The 17,141-nt window shown below is 57.5% G+C and carries 14 protein-coding genes and 4 pseudogenes; 11 read left to right on the forward strand and 7 right to left on the reverse strand.

All coding sequences use genetic code 11. The annotated features are described in order from the left end of the window. Positions 1-17: 17 nt before the first annotated feature. Complete coding sequence (locus tag JCM25414_RS11465; RefSeq protein WP_025841733.1) at positions 18-1,472, reverse strand: phosphomannomutase; 1,455 nt, start codon at positions 1,470-1,472, stop codon at positions 18-20. Positions 1,473-2,303: 831 nt separating this feature from the next. On the opposite strand from JCM25414_RS11465, the gene JCM25414_RS11470 reads away from it, so the two are divergent. After that, positions 2,304-2,837 (forward strand): sterol desaturase family protein, encoded by a 534-nt coding sequence (locus JCM25414_RS11470; protein WP_159101758.1) that lies wholly within the window; start codon positions 2,304-2,306, stop codon positions 2,835-2,837. Here JCM25414_RS11470 and JCM25414_RS26670 read toward each other — a convergent pair. Next, entirely contained in the window at positions 2,810-3,145 is a 336-nt protein-coding gene (locus JCM25414_RS26670; RefSeq protein WP_369346054.1) for a hypothetical protein, read from the reverse strand. The genes JCM25414_RS11470 and JCM25414_RS26670 overlap by 28 nt on opposite strands. Here JCM25414_RS26670 and JCM25414_RS11475 point away from each other — a divergent pair. From JCM25414_RS11475 to JCM25414_RS11485, 4 genes are all read left to right on the forward strand, one after another. Then, complete coding sequence (locus JCM25414_RS11475) at positions 3,116-3,994, forward strand: glycosyltransferase family 4 protein (protein WP_369346053.1); 879 nt, start codon at positions 3,116-3,118, stop codon at positions 3,992-3,994. The two genes, JCM25414_RS26670 and JCM25414_RS11475, sit on opposite strands and share 30 nt — an antisense overlap. A gap of 68 nt (positions 3,995-4,062) precedes the next feature. Then, a complete protein-coding gene (locus tag JCM25414_RS19640; RefSeq protein ID WP_242403535.1) occupies positions 4,063-5,148 on the forward strand; it encodes a glycosyltransferase family 4 protein in 1,086 nt (361 codons plus the stop codon). 65 nt (positions 5,149-5,213) lie between these two features. After that, complete coding sequence (locus JCM25414_RS25175) at positions 5,214-5,375, forward strand: hypothetical protein (protein ID WP_242403536.1); 162 nt, start codon at positions 5,214-5,216, stop codon at positions 5,373-5,375. A gap of 222 nt (positions 5,376-5,597) precedes the next feature. Continuing rightward, positions 5,598-6,614, forward strand: a complete 1,017-nt coding sequence (locus JCM25414_RS11485; RefSeq protein WP_277911322.1) for a polysaccharide biosynthesis/export family protein — start codon at positions 5,598-5,600, stop codon at positions 6,612-6,614. Between the two features lie 394 nt (positions 6,615-7,008). On the opposite strand, the pseudogene secB reads toward JCM25414_RS11485, so the two are convergent. Further along, positions 7,009-7,525: pseudogene (secB, locus tag JCM25414_RS19645) on the reverse strand (protein-export chaperone SecB). 227 nt (positions 7,526-7,752) lie between these two features. Here secB and JCM25414_RS19650 point away from each other — a divergent pair. The 5 genes and pseudogenes from JCM25414_RS19650 (at position 7,753) to JCM25414_RS11515 (ending at position 12,806) form a co-directional block, all read left to right on the forward strand. After that, complete coding sequence (locus JCM25414_RS19650) at positions 7,753-8,328, forward strand: Tim44/TimA family putative adaptor protein (protein ID WP_051535851.1); 576 nt, start codon at positions 7,753-7,755, stop codon at positions 8,326-8,328. Positions 8,329-8,524: 196 nt separating this feature from the next. Continuing rightward, complete coding sequence (mltA, locus tag JCM25414_RS11500; protein ID WP_025841737.1) at positions 8,525-9,679, forward strand: murein transglycosylase A; 1,155 nt, start codon at positions 8,525-8,527, stop codon at positions 9,677-9,679. Continuing rightward, positions 9,679-10,539 (forward strand): DNA-methyltransferase, encoded by an 861-nt coding sequence (locus tag JCM25414_RS11505; RefSeq protein ID WP_051535852.1) that lies wholly within the window; start codon positions 9,679-9,681, stop codon positions 10,537-10,539. The genes mltA and JCM25414_RS11505 overlap by 1 nt, the downstream gene beginning before the upstream one ends. A gap of 191 nt (positions 10,540-10,730) precedes the next feature. After that, positions 10,731-12,160, forward strand: a pseudogene (locus tag JCM25414_RS19655) (cytochrome-c peroxidase). 43 nt (positions 12,161-12,203) lie between these two features. Beyond that, the gene (locus tag JCM25414_RS11515; protein ID WP_025841739.1) at positions 12,204-12,806 is read left to right on the forward strand and encodes a Smr/MutS family protein; all 603 of its coding nucleotides are present in this window, start codon (positions 12,204-12,206) and stop codon (positions 12,804-12,806) included. Between the two features lie 15 nt (positions 12,807-12,821). Here JCM25414_RS11515 and JCM25414_RS11520 read toward each other — a convergent pair whose 3' ends face one another. Both JCM25414_RS11520 and hemF read right to left on the reverse strand, forming a co-directional pair. Next, entirely contained in the window at positions 12,822-13,910 is a 1,089-nt protein-coding gene (locus JCM25414_RS11520) for a hypothetical protein (protein ID WP_148301072.1), read from the reverse strand. Between the two features lie 114 nt (positions 13,911-14,024). Continuing rightward, positions 14,025-14,965 (reverse strand): annotated as a pseudogene (hemF, locus tag JCM25414_RS19660) (oxygen-dependent coproporphyrinogen oxidase). A gap of 177 nt (positions 14,966-15,142) precedes the next feature. On the opposite strand from hemF, the pseudogene JCM25414_RS19665 reads away from it, so the two are divergent. Then, positions 15,143-16,028: pseudogene (locus tag JCM25414_RS19665) on the forward strand (S-methyl-5'-thioadenosine phosphorylase). Positions 16,029-16,080: 52 nt separating this feature from the next. Here the strand turns inward: JCM25414_RS19665 and JCM25414_RS19670 are convergent. Then, positions 16,081-16,410, reverse strand: a complete 330-nt coding sequence (locus tag JCM25414_RS19670; RefSeq protein WP_051535853.1) for a DUF2934 domain-containing protein — start codon at positions 16,408-16,410, stop codon at positions 16,081-16,083. Positions 16,411-16,427: 17 nt separating this feature from the next. Further along, on the reverse strand, positions 16,428-17,102 hold the full coding sequence (locus JCM25414_RS11540; protein WP_025841742.1) for a dienelactone hydrolase family protein: 675 nt from the start codon (positions 17,100-17,102) through the stop codon (positions 16,428-16,430). Between the last annotated feature and the right edge of the window lie 39 nt (positions 17,103-17,141).

Consider the following 17,141-nt stretch of genomic DNA (forward strand, 5'->3'; position numbering starts at 1 on the left):
CCGGATGTTCGCAGAGGTCAATCTTGTTTCCACGAACTGACAGCAGCTAGTCCGATAGCGAGCAACTCCCCGGCGCGCTCTTGAGTGTCCGCTTCTACATAGACGCGAAGTTCAGGAGCATTGCCCGATGGGCGTAGATGAATATTCTCGCCATTTTCGAAAGTCATGCGCACACCGTCCGTCTCATCGACAAGCAACAAAGGACCGCAAGCAGTCAGAAAACCCAGAGATTTTGCGACTTCTTCGGGCGCGGCGCGAAGAGTTTCAATCTTTGCCTGGCTTATGACGGTTGGAATTTCTGCGAGGCGGTCGCTCAGGGTGAAACGCGGCGGTAATTTGCGTATCAGGACGCCAAGCGTGCACCCGGACTGACGCGCACTCACCAGGGCGCACAGCATGGGAAGTACTGCGTCTCGCGTCGGCAAGGAAGGTATCATGCGCCCTTCGAGTGTCACCGGGCTTGCAAGTAGAAATCCACCATTCGCCTCGTATCCAACCGAGGGAACAACCCCCATGAGTGCGGCTTGCGTCATGCTCTCCACCACAAATGGTGAGCCGATTCGTGTGCGGTGAACCTCTTGAGCGAACCCCGATTTTTCAAGAGCCGTGTTACTGCTCACGGGCGTAGTGACGGAAGCAGCGCCCAGAAACTGCGCGGTCACGATACCAAGGACATCGCCTCTTAGCCAGTTTCCGGCTTCATCTGCCAATAATGGGCGATCTGAGTCGCCATCGGTGGTCAGAATGGCGTCTAGCGTGTGTTGTGCACTCCACACGCGCGCGAGCGTTTCATCCTCCGGGCGCACGGCTTCGGTGTCGACCGGAATGAAAATGTCGGAACGTCCCAAGGGTACCGCTAGGCCGCCGAGTGCCGTAACGATTTGCGCCAGGACGTCTCGTCCGACAGCCGAGTGCTGATAAATACCCAGTTTGAGGCCGGAGAGTGCCTCGGGTCCGAAGAATTCTCTGTAACGCGTGACGTAGTCCGGTACGACATCGAAAGCCTCAGGGGGAGTGATATCGGCGATTAGGGTGCCGGCTGTATCGAACCATCCTGCAGGCAGATCGACGTCCTGCTCGCGCATCGCCGTTTCGTCGGGCTTTAGAAACTCACCATGGGCGCGGTTGAATTTGATGCCGTTGCGGTCAGATGGAATATGACTGCCGGTCACCATGAGAGAAGGAATGCCTTGGGAAAACGCATGGCGACACAGGGCGGGTGTCGGAACCTGGCCGCAGAAAACTGCCTCACCCTTCATCTGAATTACTGCAGCAACGCAGGCGCGCATGATGCGGGGCGTGCTAGGACGCAAATCGCCGGCAATGGCCACAGCAACGCCCGGCGCGAACTCTCCAACCGAGCTCAGATGTTTGAGATACCCCACCGTATACGCGTAACAAACCGCGTCTGTCATCGCTGTGACCAGGCCTCGGGCGCCACTCGTGCCGAAGGCGACACCGGATTGCGCCATCCACTCTGCAATCTTCATGTAAAACTAAAACCTTTCCCATCAGAAGGAATTCAGACGTAACTGCCTGATAGCCCTGCTGTTCGATTTCGAACATAATCGGTCTTGTTGAAAGATGCTTTCTGTTTGTTCGCTCGTAACTTTGGGCAACTCGACCCACGGGTGAGGGCGTCTTTCAAAAGACTATCAGCAATTCTCCGGCAAGGCGTAGGAAGAACAAACGTTGCGCGGGCACGATACCGGTCAGCTCCGAGCCTTGGCGGAGCCCGGGCCGTAGCCGCGATCAGGAAGTGAGCGCCAGAATGCTCTTTCGATCGAGCTGGTAAGGGCTTGTGTTCTTCTTACTAGATATCCATTCACATTTTTTCGGGCAAAAGCGCCGTGCCGCCCTGACGAGAATCGATGTGAGAGGATCGCCGACCAGGTCTGCCTTTGCGGTTTGGTGGCAGAGAAGTCGGCCCTCCCTTTAGTCGAGAAGTAGGGTCTGGTTTCGCTCAGGGACAGCGAAGCTGCTTGGCTCTGCGGTCAGAAAGAGCAAAGGGCTTTTTAGGCGCAGCTGAGACGAAAAGTCGACGCTGATTGGAAACAGGGCGCAACGCTTAGAATCCGTCTTTCTCGTTTCGTCATGCTTTCTATTTATTTCTGTCAAGTTTTTGGTCTTCGGGTTCTTGATTGCCGTGTTGACGGTTGCCTCGAGCAGCAGAATAAACGATGCTGTGTTCGTTCGCAGGCCGAAGAAGAAAGCTGTTCCATTGAGGAGAGACCCATCGCAGAAGGGATCCAGGCATGACTGTTAGACTTTTCAAAAATGCTTGGCTCGAGTCCCTGACTTATATGCCGATCTACGTGTACCTGCCGGTCTGGACTGGCTTCATCATCGCTCTGCTTGTCGAGGCTCTGCCTCAGTCTCTAACCGGCCTAGTGTTCGCTTATGTCGTGGGTTTCCTTGCCTGGACGCTCACCGAGTATCTGGCTCACCGTTTCCTGTTTCATTTCAGATTCTCGTCTGAAATCGGACGGAAATTTGTCTTTCTGATCCATGGCAATCATCATGAATTGCCGAAGGACAAGCTACGAAACATGATGCCCTTGGTCGTGACGATACCCATCGCAGTTCTGCTATGGTGGGCTTCATACACTTTGGCCGGCAAGGTAGGCACGGCTTATTTCGGTGGGTTCTTGGTGGGATACGTTTTTTACGATCTGGTTCATTACGCCTGCCATCAATGGGGCTTTACCTGGAGCCCCTTTCTCCGTCTGAAAAGACATCATCTCATCCACCACTATTCGGTGCCTGATAAGAATTTCGCGGTAAGCACGACGTTCTGGGACTCGATTTTTCACACGAAGTCCCGCCGCTCGTCCTGAAGATGGGTGTAGGAATTGATACCCGCAATACCGGACGCCCGGGTGGGACGGGTATTGCGACTTATGCCACCCTGCTTGCCGAGGCGTGCCGTCTGGTCGGTCTCCCGCCCCAATGGCTGCATGATGATGCAGCTCAGCATGCAGGTAATCATGCCTTGGGTTCGCGTCTTTCCAGGCTGGTCCGAAGTCTGCGTTCTGAGTGTCCGCTCAGGAGCGCCATTGATGGTTATACGGGCAGGGATCTCTATCGTGCCGCTGAGGTAAGAGATCGCCTCCGGCTGAGCGAACGACCGCTTTACGTCACTCATGCCAGGCCGCCCGTGATCATGCACTGGACTTGTCCTCTCCCGATCATGTGGCCTGAGATCCCGAATGTCGTGACAATGCACGACCTGATACCTTTGCTGCAGCCCGAGCTGTGTGGTTCGAGTGCGAGCCGCATGCTTCGTCGTCTCAAGCGGTGCGGCGATGCCGCTGCGGCGATCGTGACCGTGTCCAACGCGGTTCGTAACGATATTATCGAGCATCTGGCTTATCCGGCTAGCAAGGTCGTGAACCTGTCGCAGCCTGTGTCTTTTTCGCCGTCGCTTCTGGCCGAAGCGCGCCGCGAGGTTGGGATATGCCCGCCAGGCAGTTTCCTCTATTTCGGTCTTCTCGAGCGACGCAAGAATATCGGTCGCATGATCAGAGCCCATGGTCTTTCCGGGTCGCATCGCTCCCTCGTCCTGATTGGCAAGCAGGGTTTCGGCGCTGCAGAGGAGATGGCGGCTCTGGCGGAGCATCCAGCTCCGGAACGCGTGCAGATCTTGCCTTGGTGCAGCCGCGCTTCTCTGGTTCGCGCCATTCAGGAGGCACGTTGCGTGTTTTTCCCGTCTCTTGCTGAGGGTTTCGGGCTGCCGATCGCTGAGGCGATGACCCTCGGGACCCCTGTCATTACCAGTCTGGGGCATGCGACAGAAGAGATAGCGGGCGGCAGCGCCTATCTGGTTGATCCGTTCAATGTTGCGGCTCTCGCGCATGCTCTTTCAAAAGTAGGGAGTGACGATGCACTTGCAAGCAGGCTCGTAGAAGCCGGTTACGCGCGTTCACGGGCATTCACACTGAAGGCTTATGCAGAGCGGCTAGGATCTTTCTACTCCGACATCACCGGGCATTGATTTTGACCTGAATCCTATTTTGTCTTTATACACGGCCAACCTTGAGCCGAGCAGGAAGCATGACATCTGTGACAACCCCTTCCGCGTTCCGAGTTGGTATCGACGGGTTCAATCTCAGCCTCGGAAAAGGTACCGGGGTCGCCACTTATGCGCGTACGCTCAGCCATGTCCTCATGGAAATGGGGCACCCGGTTGATGTCCTTTATGGTCTTGATGTTTTGAGCAGTTCATCCGATGAACTGCGCGAGGTGCGTTTCTTTGATCGTCTCGACCATGCCGAGCCATCGCGTCGCGCGACGCCTTTTTCAAAGAGGTGGATAAGAGATCGTAAGGCAGATCTTCGCGTGCCCCGAGTCCATGAAATGGAAATATCCGGGCGCGTCGATCTGCGCCCATTTGGCGACCGGTTGCCGGTGTTTGATCGGCTGTTCAATGCAGAAAACCTGTTCCAACGTGCTGCCAGACATTTCAGACGGACCGGCCGGATGACGTCTATCCGTATGAAGGCACCACCAGCGGTCATGCACTGGACATATCCCTTGCCGGTGCGGCTCGAGGGTGCAGCCAACATTTATACACTGCACGACCTCGTTCCTTTGCGGCTGCCGTATACGACGCTTGACGACAAGCCTTATTACCATCGCCTGATCGACGCTGTCTGTAAGAATGCAGATACTCTCTGTACCGTGTCCGAGGCGTCTAAGAAGGATATCCTCTCCTTTTTTCCCTCTGTTGAAGGCAAGCTTCATAATACCTATCAGTCTTTTCGGACTGCCTCGCACATTCTTGCCCGCACTAGAGAACAATGCGAAGCCGAAATAATGGCGGATTTCGGCCTCGAGCCTGCCAGCTACTTCATGTTTTTCGGGTCGCTGGAGCCAAAGAAGAATATCGGCAGGCTGATAGAAGGATTTCTCGCGTCAGGCTGTTCGCGACGGCTGGTACTGGTTGGCGCCATGGCCTGGAAATCGGAGAGGGAACTGCGTTATCTCGAGCGTGGAATTGCTGCTGGACGTATCGTTAGCATTGACTATCTGCCGGAGCGTACGCTGTTTTCGCTGTTGCGTCTTGCGCGAGCGGTGTTATTTCCATCGCTATGCGAGGGGTTTGGCCTGCCTGTGCTGGAAGCTATGAATTTTGGTGTGCCAGCCTGATTTCACGTGAGGGCGCCCTGCCCGAAATCGGCGGAGACGCAGCCCTGCAAACCGATGCTTATGACGTGGACGCAATTGCCGCGGCCATTTTCCAACTGGACCAGGACGATGCCCTGTGCGGTCGCCTCGCTGTGGCGGGCAGACAGCAGGCTGAACGTTTCAACATCGCTTCCTATCGCGAACGTCTTGATATTCTCTATACTTCTGCGCTTCATCGAAAGGCCTGACGGCTAATGCATTCTGGATTTACTTTGCGCCGCCATGGTCTTGCACGCGGCATGAGGAAGCTCTTCGCTGGCGCCACCTGCGTGTCGATGCTGGCGTTGAACGCGTGCAGTGCCATTCCCGATAGCGGTCCAACCGAGCAAGGCGTCCTGAAAGCGGAAAAGGACCCTGCGCATAATCCGCTTCAGTTCGAGATCCTGTCTGTTACACCTCAAATTGCTTCCATGCTGGCTTCGGAAGTGCCACCCCTCATCTCGAGCCTCGATAGTTCAGATAATCCGATCGCGCATAATGATCGGATTGGCGCTGGCGATATGCTGACCATCACGGTTTTTGAACTGGGCGCAGGTCTGTTCAGCGCCAGTGGGAGCTCCGCTGCCGCTGGGGCGGAGGCGACTTCCTCGTCTGGACCGTCAACCGCTGTGAGCAATCAAAGCCTGCCACCGACCCAGGTCGAATCAGATGGGACGATCGTTATCCCTTATGTCGGGCGACTGCGTGCAGCGGGGCTAACGCCGCAGGCTCTCGCAGAAAACATTCGCCAAAGCCTGCTGAGTAAATCGCAAAATCCGCAGGTCATGGTCCGTATTTCGAGTGATATTGCCAACACTGTTATCGTATCAGGTGAAGTTCACAAACCCGGAAGAGTCGTTCTGAGCACTGCTCAGGAGCGCCTGTCGGATCTGGTGGCGATTTCGGGCGGTGCAATCTACCCGCCTGAAGATACACATGTTCAGCTTGTGAGAGGCGAACGGACCGGAGCTACCGATCTGGGCACTCTTGAAACAGTACCGCATGAAGATATTCGTGCGCGGCCCGGTGACAGGATTCATGTCATCTATCAGCCGAGAAGCTATACTGTGTTCGGCGCCGCAGGTAAGGAAGCGACCGAGACACCATTCAAATCGCCCAGAGTGTCTTTCGCAGAAGCTCTTGCACGTGTTGGCGGACCGAACGATAATCGTGCAGATCCCAATGCAGCTTTTCTTTTCCGGTTTGAAGACACAGTTGTGGCCCAACGTCTCGGCATCAAGACCCCAGCGACCCCTCTTGGTGTTCCAGTTGTCTACAAGCTCGATATGATGGAGCCGAATAATTACTTCCTGGCTCAGGAAATCCCGATGAAGACGAAAGACGTCATCCTCATTGCGAATGCCAAAATCAATCGTTTCTACAAGCTTAATCAGTTGATTGGAACGTTGATGAGCCCCGCGATTATGGCAGCAGCGTACGCACGCTAACTGCTTTCTGAATTGTGTTCTCTGTCTTGCCCCTACCCGGCCCGATAAGAGGCGGGCAGCTCCACCGGTGCTTTGAATGCAAGGTCGGTTGAGCCATCAAAAAAGCTTTGTGGTCGCAGCTTGATAATGCCTATTTCTTGCGAAGCGCTGGCGCCTCAAGCGGCCCGCTCTGCGTAACCGGGCTCTGGCTCTGACGGGTGGCGATATTGCTAGTTGAGCGACAGCGCGATGCTAGCGCCATAGGAAGGAGCTGAGCTGGACGGAACCGGCTGACGCTAAGATTTTGCTCGATATGAGTCATGTGGGCGAGCGTCTGGCTCGGTCAGACACTTCCTTTGTGCTAAGACTTTTAACGAGCGCACTGCCGAACGCAGGTTCGGCAGTGCAAGTCGTTTCAGGCGTTGCCTGCGGTCTCGGGGAACTGCTGGGCGCGTTTGGCCTGCCACAGTGCAACGAAATCGATCGGCTGCAGCACGATCGGTGGGAAGCCGCCGTCACGCGTAACGTCGCTGATGATGCTCCGCACATAAGAAGATCAGGCGGGGTACTTCGACGAGCAGGATCGGCTCGACGAGCTCCGCCGGGGCATCGGTCAGGGTGACGATGGCGGCGTAGGTCAGCTCGGCGATGAATACCGTGCGGCCGGGCTGGCCACCTTCGGTTTCAGGTGATTCCGTAGCTTCGGCGCGGATCGCCAGTGCGACTTCGAAAACCGGCTGTGCCTCTTCGAGACGATTAGCCTGCACATCGATATTGACGGAGATCTGCGGTGCCGAGCGAAGGGTTGCGAAAATTGCGGCACCTGCCGGAACCTCGAACGAGAGATCCTTGGTGTATTGCAGGTTGACCGACAGGGGCAGGGCAGGCGGGTTGCCCTGCTCGGTTGCCGGGTTCTGGGCGGTATCGGACATGGAGCCTCGCAATCAGAGTCGTATTACACACAGCCGAAATCGACTGCATTTCGTGCCTTCAAGCCGGTAGCATGATCCCCCTCACACGCCAACTCTTCGTCAATTCCTGCACGATTGTGACCATGATCTGGGTCCGAACGCGCGCGAAGGTGTTGTGTGGCCGGAGAAGCCGCTTTACCAAGGTCCATGCCCGTCGAGATCAAGAATAGCAAGAAGCTGAAACCCTGATGTCCTTTCTAGAGAACATTCCGTACGACATCGTCATCTTTGCGTTGTTGAGTCTCGTGCTGGTCTGGCGGCTTCGCGCCGTGCTCGGTCGGCGTGTCGATATCGGGGGACCACAGGCTGCGGGGTCTGTGCCCATGCCGCGTGGGCAGGAGAAAGCCGATGCCCCTCAGCCTGTGATCGAGGAGCCCAGCGCGCGCTTCGATATTCCGCAGCCTGGCACGCGCGTTGGTCAGATCCTGGGCGAGATTGCCGTGTCGCAGCCTGGCTTCAAGTCGGACACGTTTCTGCAAAATGCACAGAAGGCGTTTCGCGCTGTCGTGGCCGCCTTTGCAGAGGGTGATCGTAACGCGCTGCGTACATATCTCAGCCCGGAAGCGTTTGTCGGGTTCGAGGCGGCTATCATTGCCCGTGAGGCGGCGCAGCAAAAGCAGCGTACCGAGATTGTGGGGATCAACAGTCTGGCAATTGTCGACGCGTTTTTCAGCCGTATCAACGGTCATGAAAAAGCCCGGATTGATGTGCAGATCGTGTCGCGTCAGATCAGCATTCTCAACGACGTCGATGGCCAGCCTTGATCGGCACTGAGTCAGTCACGGAGTTTTCGGATCTATGGCAGTTCGAAAGCGAAAGCGGTCACGACCTGCCTCCTTCGACCTGGCATCTGGCTGCGGCGCGCGCCGCCTGACATTCTGCCGTCAGGGCGCTTGAGCGCAATCTGACCTCGCTTCAAAAAGCTGCGTCTCGCGGGGCGCACGATAAACTCGGTTTGCCATGAACATAGTTTCTCGTCTCTCCCTTGGGCTCAGTCTTGCCTTTCTTGCTTCCTGCGCTGAACCGCAGCCGGAAGCCTCTCTTCAGCTCACGCCGCTTACCTACAGCATGCTCGATGGCTGGTCGGCGGAAGCCCCAGAGACGTTGTTGCCGCTGCTCCGCACCGAATGTCAGCGTTTGATGCGTCTGCCCCCTGAAACGCATCTCGGGGGCGTTGCCGGCACGATCCCTAATGGAAGCATTGCCGGCGAGTGGCAGGGGGCTTGTACGGCGCTCCAGAGCGTCGGCAATGCCCGTGAAGCGGCCCGCGGCTATTTCGAGCAGTGGTTCGCCCCCTATCTCGTCTCGAATGATGCCCTGTTCACCGGCTATTACGAGCCCCAGATCTATGCATCGCCCGTCAGGACAGACGCTTTCCAGACGCCGCTTTATGCCCAGCCTGCCGATCTGATCCACACCAAGGATACGGCAGGTGACTGGGTCACAGGACGATGGGAGGATGGAAAATTTGTTCCCTATTATACGCGGGCTGAAATCGATCATGGGGCGTTGTCCGGGCGTGGGCTCGAAATCGCCTGGCTGCGTTCACCTGAAGATCTGTTTTTTCTGCAAATCCAGGGCTCCGGCCGTCTCGTCATGACCGATGGTTCGGCACGCCGCGTCGGCTTTGCGGCCAAGAATGGCGCGCCTTACGTGCCGATTGGCCGCGTCCTTGTCAGTCGCGGCGAGATGGCTGCCGAGGATGTTTCGTTGCAAAGCCTCAAGAACTGGCTCGCCGCGTATCCGGATAAGGCGCAGGAAGTGATGGAGCAGAACCCCGATTACGTGTTCTTCAAGCGTGTCGACACAATCCCGCTGGATCGTGGGGCGCCTGGCGCAATGGGTGTGCCGCTCACGCCGGGTCGGTCAGTTGCCATCGATCGTAGCGTGCTTCCGATGGGGGTGCCGATCTGGGTCGATACGCATCTGCCTCAGGCAAATGGTGGCGAGGGGCACTGGACGCATCTCACCTTTGGTCAGGATGTGGGGAGTGACATCAAGGGAGCCGATCATGCCGATCTGTTCACCGGCTGGGGCGAAGAGGCCGAGCATCTCGCAGGAAAAATGCGCAGCCATGGCCGCATGATCGTTCTGTTGCCACACCCGCCAGCCTGATGACGCAGGAAAAAATCAGGGCGAGGCGAGAAGCGATAGGTCGTCATGCCCTGATAAGGGGCGACGCCATGAATGTCATGCGTCGCATGGAAAGTGCATCGGTCGATATCGTCGTTACCTCGCCGCCCTATAATATAGGCATTGCCTACCGGACCTACAAAGACAGCCTGGCCGAGCAGGATTATATCGGCTGGATGCAGACGGTCTGCATCCAGATTGCGAGGCTGCTGAAGCCCGACGGGTCGTTTTTTCTCAATATCGCCGGGTCATCCTCACAGCCCTGGTTGCCCTTTGAACTCATCACCCGGCTGCGTGACCTGTTTGTCCTGCAAAACCATATCGTCTGGATCAAGTCGGTTTCGATTGAGGAAAAGACCTATGGCCACTTCAAACCGGTCAACTCGACACGCTTCATCAACCATAATCATGAGCATGTCTTTCATCTGACCCATAGAGGCGATGTCAGATTGCAGCGTCTGGCTGCCGGTGTTCCTTTTACCGACAAGACGAATATTTCGCGTCGGCGTCACGCTGTGGACAGGCGCTGTCGCGGGAACACGTGGTTTATTCCGTATGAAACCGTGCGGCACAAACGCGAGAAATTTCTGCATCCGGGCACTTTTCCCGTCGCACTGCCCACCGCCTGCATGACCCTTCACGGCTACGATGAGAAAACGGTGCTCCTTGATCCGTTCATGGGAACAGGAACCAGCCTCGTCGCGGCACAGGAGCTTGGCGTGCAGGGTGTGGGGATCGATATCGACACCCGTTACGTGGCCGTTGCCCGCAGGCGTTTACGCCAGAGTATACAGGACGAAGCGGATATTGGTGATTGCTCCGGGGCTGTCGGGAACGACTGAGTAGAAGCTGTCGCGCAGGACACCATGTCGCTCATTGGCGTTTGTATAGGAAAAACCTTTCAGTCTGATCGATAACATCGTTTTGACACGGCCCGTATTGAGCGACACAATGCGGTCACTTGCGTTCACGAAAAGGAGAAGAACGGTTGTCCAAGGCCGCCCATAAGAAAAGCCTCGTAAAAAACGGAATTATGGGGCTGATGTTGGCGGGTGCGCTCGTCTACGGCGGGACAATCGCCTATCTGACCCGGTTCGATCATCAGGGTGCGCCGCGACTGCCGACAAACAGTGCTACGTGGCATGATCCAAAGGCACTTGCTGCGTTTAACGCCCTTAGAGAAACGCGTTGCGACTATTGTCACACGCGCACCTCCGATCTGCCATTTTATTTCAAATTGCCTTTTGCCAATCAGATCATGAAGCGCGATCTGGTTGCAGGGCAGCGCCATTTCCGTATCGATCCGGTCATAGCCGCTTTTCAGGCTGGCAAGCCGCCCTCGGTCGAGCAGCTTTCTCGCATCGAAGAGGTTATTCAGCAAAACCGGATGCCGCCGGCAGCCTATTTGTTAATGCATCCTCACGCCTACATGACCGAAAAATCCCGTAGCGACGTACTCGCCTGGATTGCCGATCAGCGCCGGCGTTACTACGCGACTCCCGGCGTGGCTCCGCAGTTTGCGGGGGAGGTCATCCAGCCTATCCCGGAGAATGTCCCTGTAGACTGGACGAAGGCCGAACTGGGTCGTCAGCTCTTTTTTGACCGTCGCCTGTCAGGCGATGGCAAGATGAACTGTGCGAGCTGTCATGGGCTCGACAAGGGCGGTGTCGATAATCTCGTCACGGCCACTGGTATCAGCGGACAAAAGGGTCCTATCAACGTGCCGACGGTCTATAATGCCGTTTTCAGCATCGCTCAGTTCTGGAACGGACGTGCGGCGGATCTTGCCGCTCAGGCTGCCGGACCGGTGACGAACCCTGTCGAGATGGGCGCACATGATTGGGAGAGCGTGGCCGCGATCATCGCTGCGTCCCGGAATATCACACGGCTTTCGCCAGTCTCTACGGGGCGGATGCGGTCAACCAGAAGTCGGTGACAAACGCGATCGCGGAATACGAGAAGACCCTCATTACGCCCGACAGCCCCTTCGATCTTTATCTGAAAGGCGACAACAACGCGATCACGGCGCAGGAAAAGCGGGGCTATGAGCGTTTCAAGGCCATCGGGTGCTCTGGCTGTCATAGCGGCGTGGCCGTCGGCGGCGATGCCTATGAGGTCATGGGTCTCGAAGGACCCTATTTCACCGAGCGCAAAACCGGTTTGACCGCTGTCGATTCCGGTCGCGAGGGCTTCACACATGCCGTTGAAGACCATCAAAGGTTCAAGGTGCCAAATCTGCGTAATATCGCGCTTACGGCGCCGTATTTTCACGATGGCAGCGCGGCAACTCTTGATGAAGCAGTGCGTCTGATGGCGCGTTACCAGACGCCTTACCCCGATCTTTCCAAGCGCGACGTAGAGGATATTGTCGCGTTTCTCAAAACACTGACCGGCAAATATCAGGGTGTGCCGCTCCAGCAGGTTGTTGCGGAGCCACCCCTGCAGGCGCCTGAGGCACAATAAGAGCGTTGGATTGGGTTCTGACATGCTTTGGTAGGGAGGAACCGTGGCCCGACGCGATCTGAGTGCTGACGAGGAAAGTCTCTGGAAGGCTTTTGCTCGCACGATCCTGCCGATGCGGGGGCGTCAGATTGTGTCTTCGCGTAAGAAGACGAGTAAGGCGCAGTCGGTTACGGCTAGTCTGCCCACTGCTCCGCCGCCAGCTGATTCCGGGGATGAGGCAGACCTGCCGAAGATCATTCGTGTGAAAGAGGTTCTCCGGTCTACCGCTATCCCTGCGCGGCCCGCCCGAATTCAGGATCGGCTTGAGATCAATGGTCGTCAGCCTGGCCTCGATACGACGTCATGGAATGCTCTTGCCAGTGGCAAAATGAAGCCCCAGAAGCGTCTCGATCTTCATGGGCATTTTGCGCAGGATGCCTTCTACAAGCTTCACCATTTTATGCACGCATGCAGTGCGCAGGGCATACGCTGTGTCGAAGTCATCACCGGGCTGGGGAGCGGGCAGGAGGGAGGCGTCATCCGTCAGGAACTCCCTCACTGGCTCGAGCGCGGTGATTTGCGTCCCCTTATTCTCGCGGTCGTTCATACCCACAAGAAGAACAAGGGCGCCGTACGCATTCTGCTCAGGGCCCGTAACAGGGTTTGAGAGATCCTTGTCTGCTCAGGTCGGGCGGGTTTCCTGGCCCTGACGCCATCTTGGCTGGTTATTGTTGATCCACCGACGCAGTGCCAGCAGCGCCGTCAGGTCCGGCTCCAGCTGGTTGAGAAGGGGGGCCGCATCGGCACCGGCTGTGATCGTCAGATGCTGGGCGTCATTCCACTTCTTGAGTGTCGGGTCGACGACCGCCTCCTGAGCCGCATGGCGCCAGCGCGCCACCGCCAGAGGCGGGGTGAGCATGGGAAGGGCCAGGACCAGCGCAGACGCAGCGGCATTGGCGACGGAGAGCCATGACTGATACAAAGCGCCGCTCGGTGCATGACCGCGAGCCATCTGGTAAGTGGCTTCGAAGTCGGGTACGCCGGGTATCACGGGGCCGGAATAGAAGATTGGTTTTATGCCCTGAGGCGCCGAGGCGATATCAGCCGACAGGTCGTCATCCGGGCCCGGGGTAAGCTGAACGGCATCCACCTGCCCATTTTTGAGCGCATCGAGGGCCGCCTCTTTGGTTCCATAGCCGGGGACAGGCAGCGGGTGCAGACCCAGAAGAGAGAGGCCGAGAAGGCTCGTCAGTTCCACACCGGTCGCATGGGACACCGCAAGTCGCACAGGGCGATCATGAAACAGGCCGCTCAGCCGCGATCTGATCGTGCGATGTAATTCGGCGCGAGCAATCGTGACAACGGGGCGGCGGGCCATGATGAGGGCGGCCCAGCGGGAAAAATCGAAATGGACCCGACTATCGCCGGAGAGTGAGGCGATCAGGGCAGCTCCGGGCGCGAGGATGGTTGTGCCACCATCGGCCTCTGGGCTCACCGTGTCGAAGAGATTGGCAGCAGTCACACCGTCTCGCCCCAGATCGTAATGGGTCGCGATGGGCGAGGGGGTTGCGAGACCTCTGGCGAGTGCCGCTGCAAGGATGGGAGCGACCTGGCCAGGCAGTGAATCCGGGCCGCCACCGACGATGAGTTTGGGGGAGCCGATGAGGGAGGAAGAGCCCTCGGCCCGTTCATCGTCCTCCCAGGCGCGGGCGGGGCAGATCGCAGCCAGGTTAAAGGCAGCAAGGGCGGAGAGAAGCGTGCGACGCGTCATTGATTGCCTGGCCATGAAAGGCATTATCTTGGTCCGCACTTCTTTCCCTTCACCGCCAGATCGTCCGGCTTGCGCCTTAAGCCAGACGAATACGGCTAAATAGTGACCCCGCGATCAGGGCCATTTCACCTCTGGAGGCATGCTCATCAGAATGGCTTCAGTGTTGCCGCCGGTCTTCAGCCCAAATACCGTACCACGATCATGGATGAGATTGAACTCGACATAACGCCCCCTGCGAATGAGTTGCGCGTCGCGCTCGGCGTCGGTCCAGGGCTGCATCATGCGTGAGCGCACGGCGCGCGGGTAAGCCTCAAAGAAAGCGAGCCCTACGTCTTTCGTGAAGGCAAAATCCTTTTGCACGTCGCCGCTGCTGAAGTGGTCGTAAAAAATCCCTCCCAGTCCGCGTGGTTCATCCCGGTGCGGGAGGTAGAAATACTCGTCACACCAAGCCTTGAACCGCTCGTAGTAGGTGGGGTCGTGACGCATACATGCATCACGGAAGGTATCGTGGAAATCCGCAGCGTCCGCCTTGGCCGCTTCGCTATCGGGAAAGATCGGCGTGATGTCACCACCGCCGCCAAACCAGCCACTGCTCGTGATGATCATGCGCGTATTGAAATGCGCAGCGCTCACATGCGGGTTGCACGGATGGGCGACCAGCGAAATGCCGGTGGCGAAAAAGCGCGGATCGACGTCGGCGCCGGGCATGTTCTTGCGGAACTCGGGTGAAAACTCCCCCCAGACCGTTGAGACATTGACGCCGACTTTCTCGAACACGCGGCCGCGCATGACCGACATGACACCGCTGCATGAAGGTTGCCGCTGCTGTCTTCGCTCCTGTCCCAGGCTGTGCGTTCGAAGCGACCTGCCTTGGTCTTGTCGCGCAGCACGGGGGAGTTCTTCGCGACTGCCTCGTCTTCGATCGCCTCGTAGGAGGCGCAGATCCTGTCGCGCAGGGTCTCGAACCAGTGCCGCGCTGTCTCTTTGAAAGAGTCATGGGGCACATGATCACGAATGAGGGTGCCGAATGTCTTCGGATCCAAGGTCTCGCTCATCGCAAGCTCCACATTCTGTTCCAGCCGGTCTTCCGCCAGCCTGAGTGAGGCAGCCTATAGCAAAATGGGTCGATTGAAACCATCAGAGCCCGCATGAAAACACTGACAGGTTGCGAAGCGCGTCAAACTGGTGTTCCTGAGCACTCTGTTGGCGACAATGCGAGAAGGCAGCTTTGCATGACTGAAGACGTGACGATCGAGCCCGTAATCGGCCTTATTGGCGGTTCTGGCCTCTATGATATCGACGGGCTGGAAGAGAAGGAATGGCGCCGGGTGGAAACCCCTTGGGGCGACCCTTCCGACGAATTGCTTTTCGGTCGTCTGAACGGTGTGCGCTGCGTCTTCCTGCCGCGTCACGGACGTGGCCATCCGATCCCGCCCTCGGAACTGAATTTCCGCGCAACATCGATGCGCTCAAGCGTTCCGGTGTGACGGATATCGTCTCGCTTTCCGCTGTTGGGTCGCTGCGCGAGGATCTTCCCCCCGGCAAGTTTCTACTGGTCGATCAGTTCATCGATCGCTCATTTGCCCGGGAAAAGACCTTTTTCGGCCGTGGTTGCGTGGCGCATGTCGGTATGGCCGACCCGGTTTCGGCACGCATGGGTGATGTGATTGCTGAACAGGCGGAAAAGATCGGCGTGGATATGATGCGCGGCGGCACCTATCTCGTGATGGAAGGCCCTCAGTTCTCGACCCGCGCCGAGAGCGAGCTTTACCGTCAATGGGGCTGCTCTGTGATCGGCATGACCAATATGCCCGAGGCAAAGCTCGCCCGTGAGGCCGAAATGTGCTATGCCAGCATCGCCATGGTGACCGATTACGATTGCTGGCACGACGACCATGACTCTGTCACGGTTGACGCTGTGGTTGCGGTCATGACGCAGAACGCAGCCAAGGCGCGCGCTCTGGTCAAGGCAATCATCCTGAGCTCGGCAGGAAGCGTGGGCTTTGCCCGTCAGGCGCCGAACGTGCTCTCGATCACGCCATCATCACAGCGCCTGGCGCGCGCGACGGCAGGCTTCTCGCCAAGCTCGATGCCGTGGCCGGTCGCGTTCTGCGCTGAACGGTAATGGCGAAGGCACAAGCGGGCGAACCGCGCTGCCTTCGCCAGTTTTTCAGGACGATTTATTGTCCTTTTCCGGGAAATGATCGCGATCGCCCTGGTCAGTCTGTCTCTCCGGGAATTCACCAAGATTTTTCTGGATTTCGGCGTTCTCGACCTGAACATCGGCGAACTGCGCCTCAGGCAGGGTGTCGACCGGTATTTCCCCGGAATGGGGGTGTTCCTCCATGCCGACGATCTCAGATGCGTTCTCCAGATAGGCGTCGGTGCCGCAGCCCGGCTTGCCGTCGGCTTCCCAGAGTTCACGGGCCTTTGCAGCGATGCGGGCATCGCGCTCGGGGCTGTTGATCAACGGATTGATGGGGTTTTTGACATCAGACATTATTCTATCTTCCGTTTTCAAAGATGGGAGGCGAAGAACGCCATGCTGCGCTCGTGGGCGATGTCACGGGCGCTCTTGTTGAAGCTGGGGCGTTCGTCACAGCCGAAACCGTGTCCGGCTTCGTCGTAGACAAAGATTTCCACCTCAGGCCGGTTTTCGCGAATGATGTTTATATCGGTATGGGGGATATGGTCGTCCTCGCCGCCGAAATGTAGCTGGACAGGGCAGTGGGGCTTTTCATGGCTGACCGCTGCAATACCGCCGCCATACCACGCCGCCGCTGCCGCGAACTCACGAATACGCGTTGCAGCTTCCCATGCCACGAGTCCGCCCCAGCAAAAACCAAGAATACCGATTTTCTGGTGGCCATGTCTGTTGAGGGCATGGGCACCGGCAGTAACGTCTGCGAGCAGCTCATCCGGACTGATTTGGGCGCGGAGGTCGAGGCCCGCCTTCATGCCGTCACCATCATAAGGTAGGATAGCGTCGCGTTTTGCCCTGTCGAAAAGGGCCGGCGCGATGACGTGATAACCATGCCGGGTTGCCAGTTCGTCGCAGACGGCGCGTATGTGGTCTGTCAAGCCAAAAATCTCCTGCACCACCACCAATGCGTGCCTGGCAGAAGGCTCTCCCGCCTCGTAGGCAGAAAAATGATGGGTGTCCGAGGCGGTTAGGGATATCAGGCGTCCCATGGAACGACCCTCCTTCTTTCTTGTTCGTTCAAAGACAGG

The sequence above is a fragment of the Asaia platycodi JCM 25414 genome (assembly GCF_000614545.1).
Classification (GTDB): domain Bacteria; phylum Pseudomonadota; class Alphaproteobacteria; order Acetobacterales; family Acetobacteraceae; genus Asaia; species Asaia platycodi.

Coding starts and splice junctions, on each gene's coding strand:
- JCM25414_RS11465 (WP_025841733.1), bottom strand. CDS start 1,472: ATGGCGCAATCCGGTGTCGCCTTCGGCACGAGTGGCGCCCGAGGCCTG.
- JCM25414_RS11470 (WP_159101758.1), top strand. CDS start 2,304: ATGCCGATCTACGTGTACCTGCCGGTCTGGACTGGCTTCATCATCGCT.
- JCM25414_RS26670 (WP_369346054.1), bottom strand. CDS start 3,145: ATGAGTGACGTAAAGCGGTCGTTCGCTCAGCCGGAGGCGATCTCTTAC.
- JCM25414_RS11485 (WP_277911322.1), top strand. CDS start 5,598: ATGCTGGCTTCGGAAGTGCCACCCCTCATCTCGAGCCTCGATAGTTCA.
- JCM25414_RS19650 (WP_051535851.1), top strand. CDS start 7,753: ATGTCCTTTCTAGAGAACATTCCGTACGACATCGTCATCTTTGCGTTG.
- mltA (WP_025841737.1), top strand. CDS start 8,525: ATGAACATAGTTTCTCGTCTCTCCCTTGGGCTCAGTCTTGCCTTTCTT.
- JCM25414_RS11505 (WP_051535852.1), top strand. CDS start 9,679: ATGACGCAGGAAAAAATCAGGGCGAGGCGAGAAGCGATAGGTCGTCAT.
- JCM25414_RS11520 (WP_148301072.1), bottom strand. CDS start 13,910: ATGACGCGTCGCACGCTTCTCTCCGCCCTTGCTGCCTTTAACCTGGCT.
- JCM25414_RS19670 (WP_051535853.1), bottom strand. CDS start 16,410: ATGTCTGATGTCAAAAACCCCATCAATCCGTTGATCAACAGCCCCGAG.
- JCM25414_RS11540 (WP_025841742.1), bottom strand. CDS start 17,102: ATGGGACGCCTGATATCCCTAACCGCCTCGGACACCCATCATTTTTCT.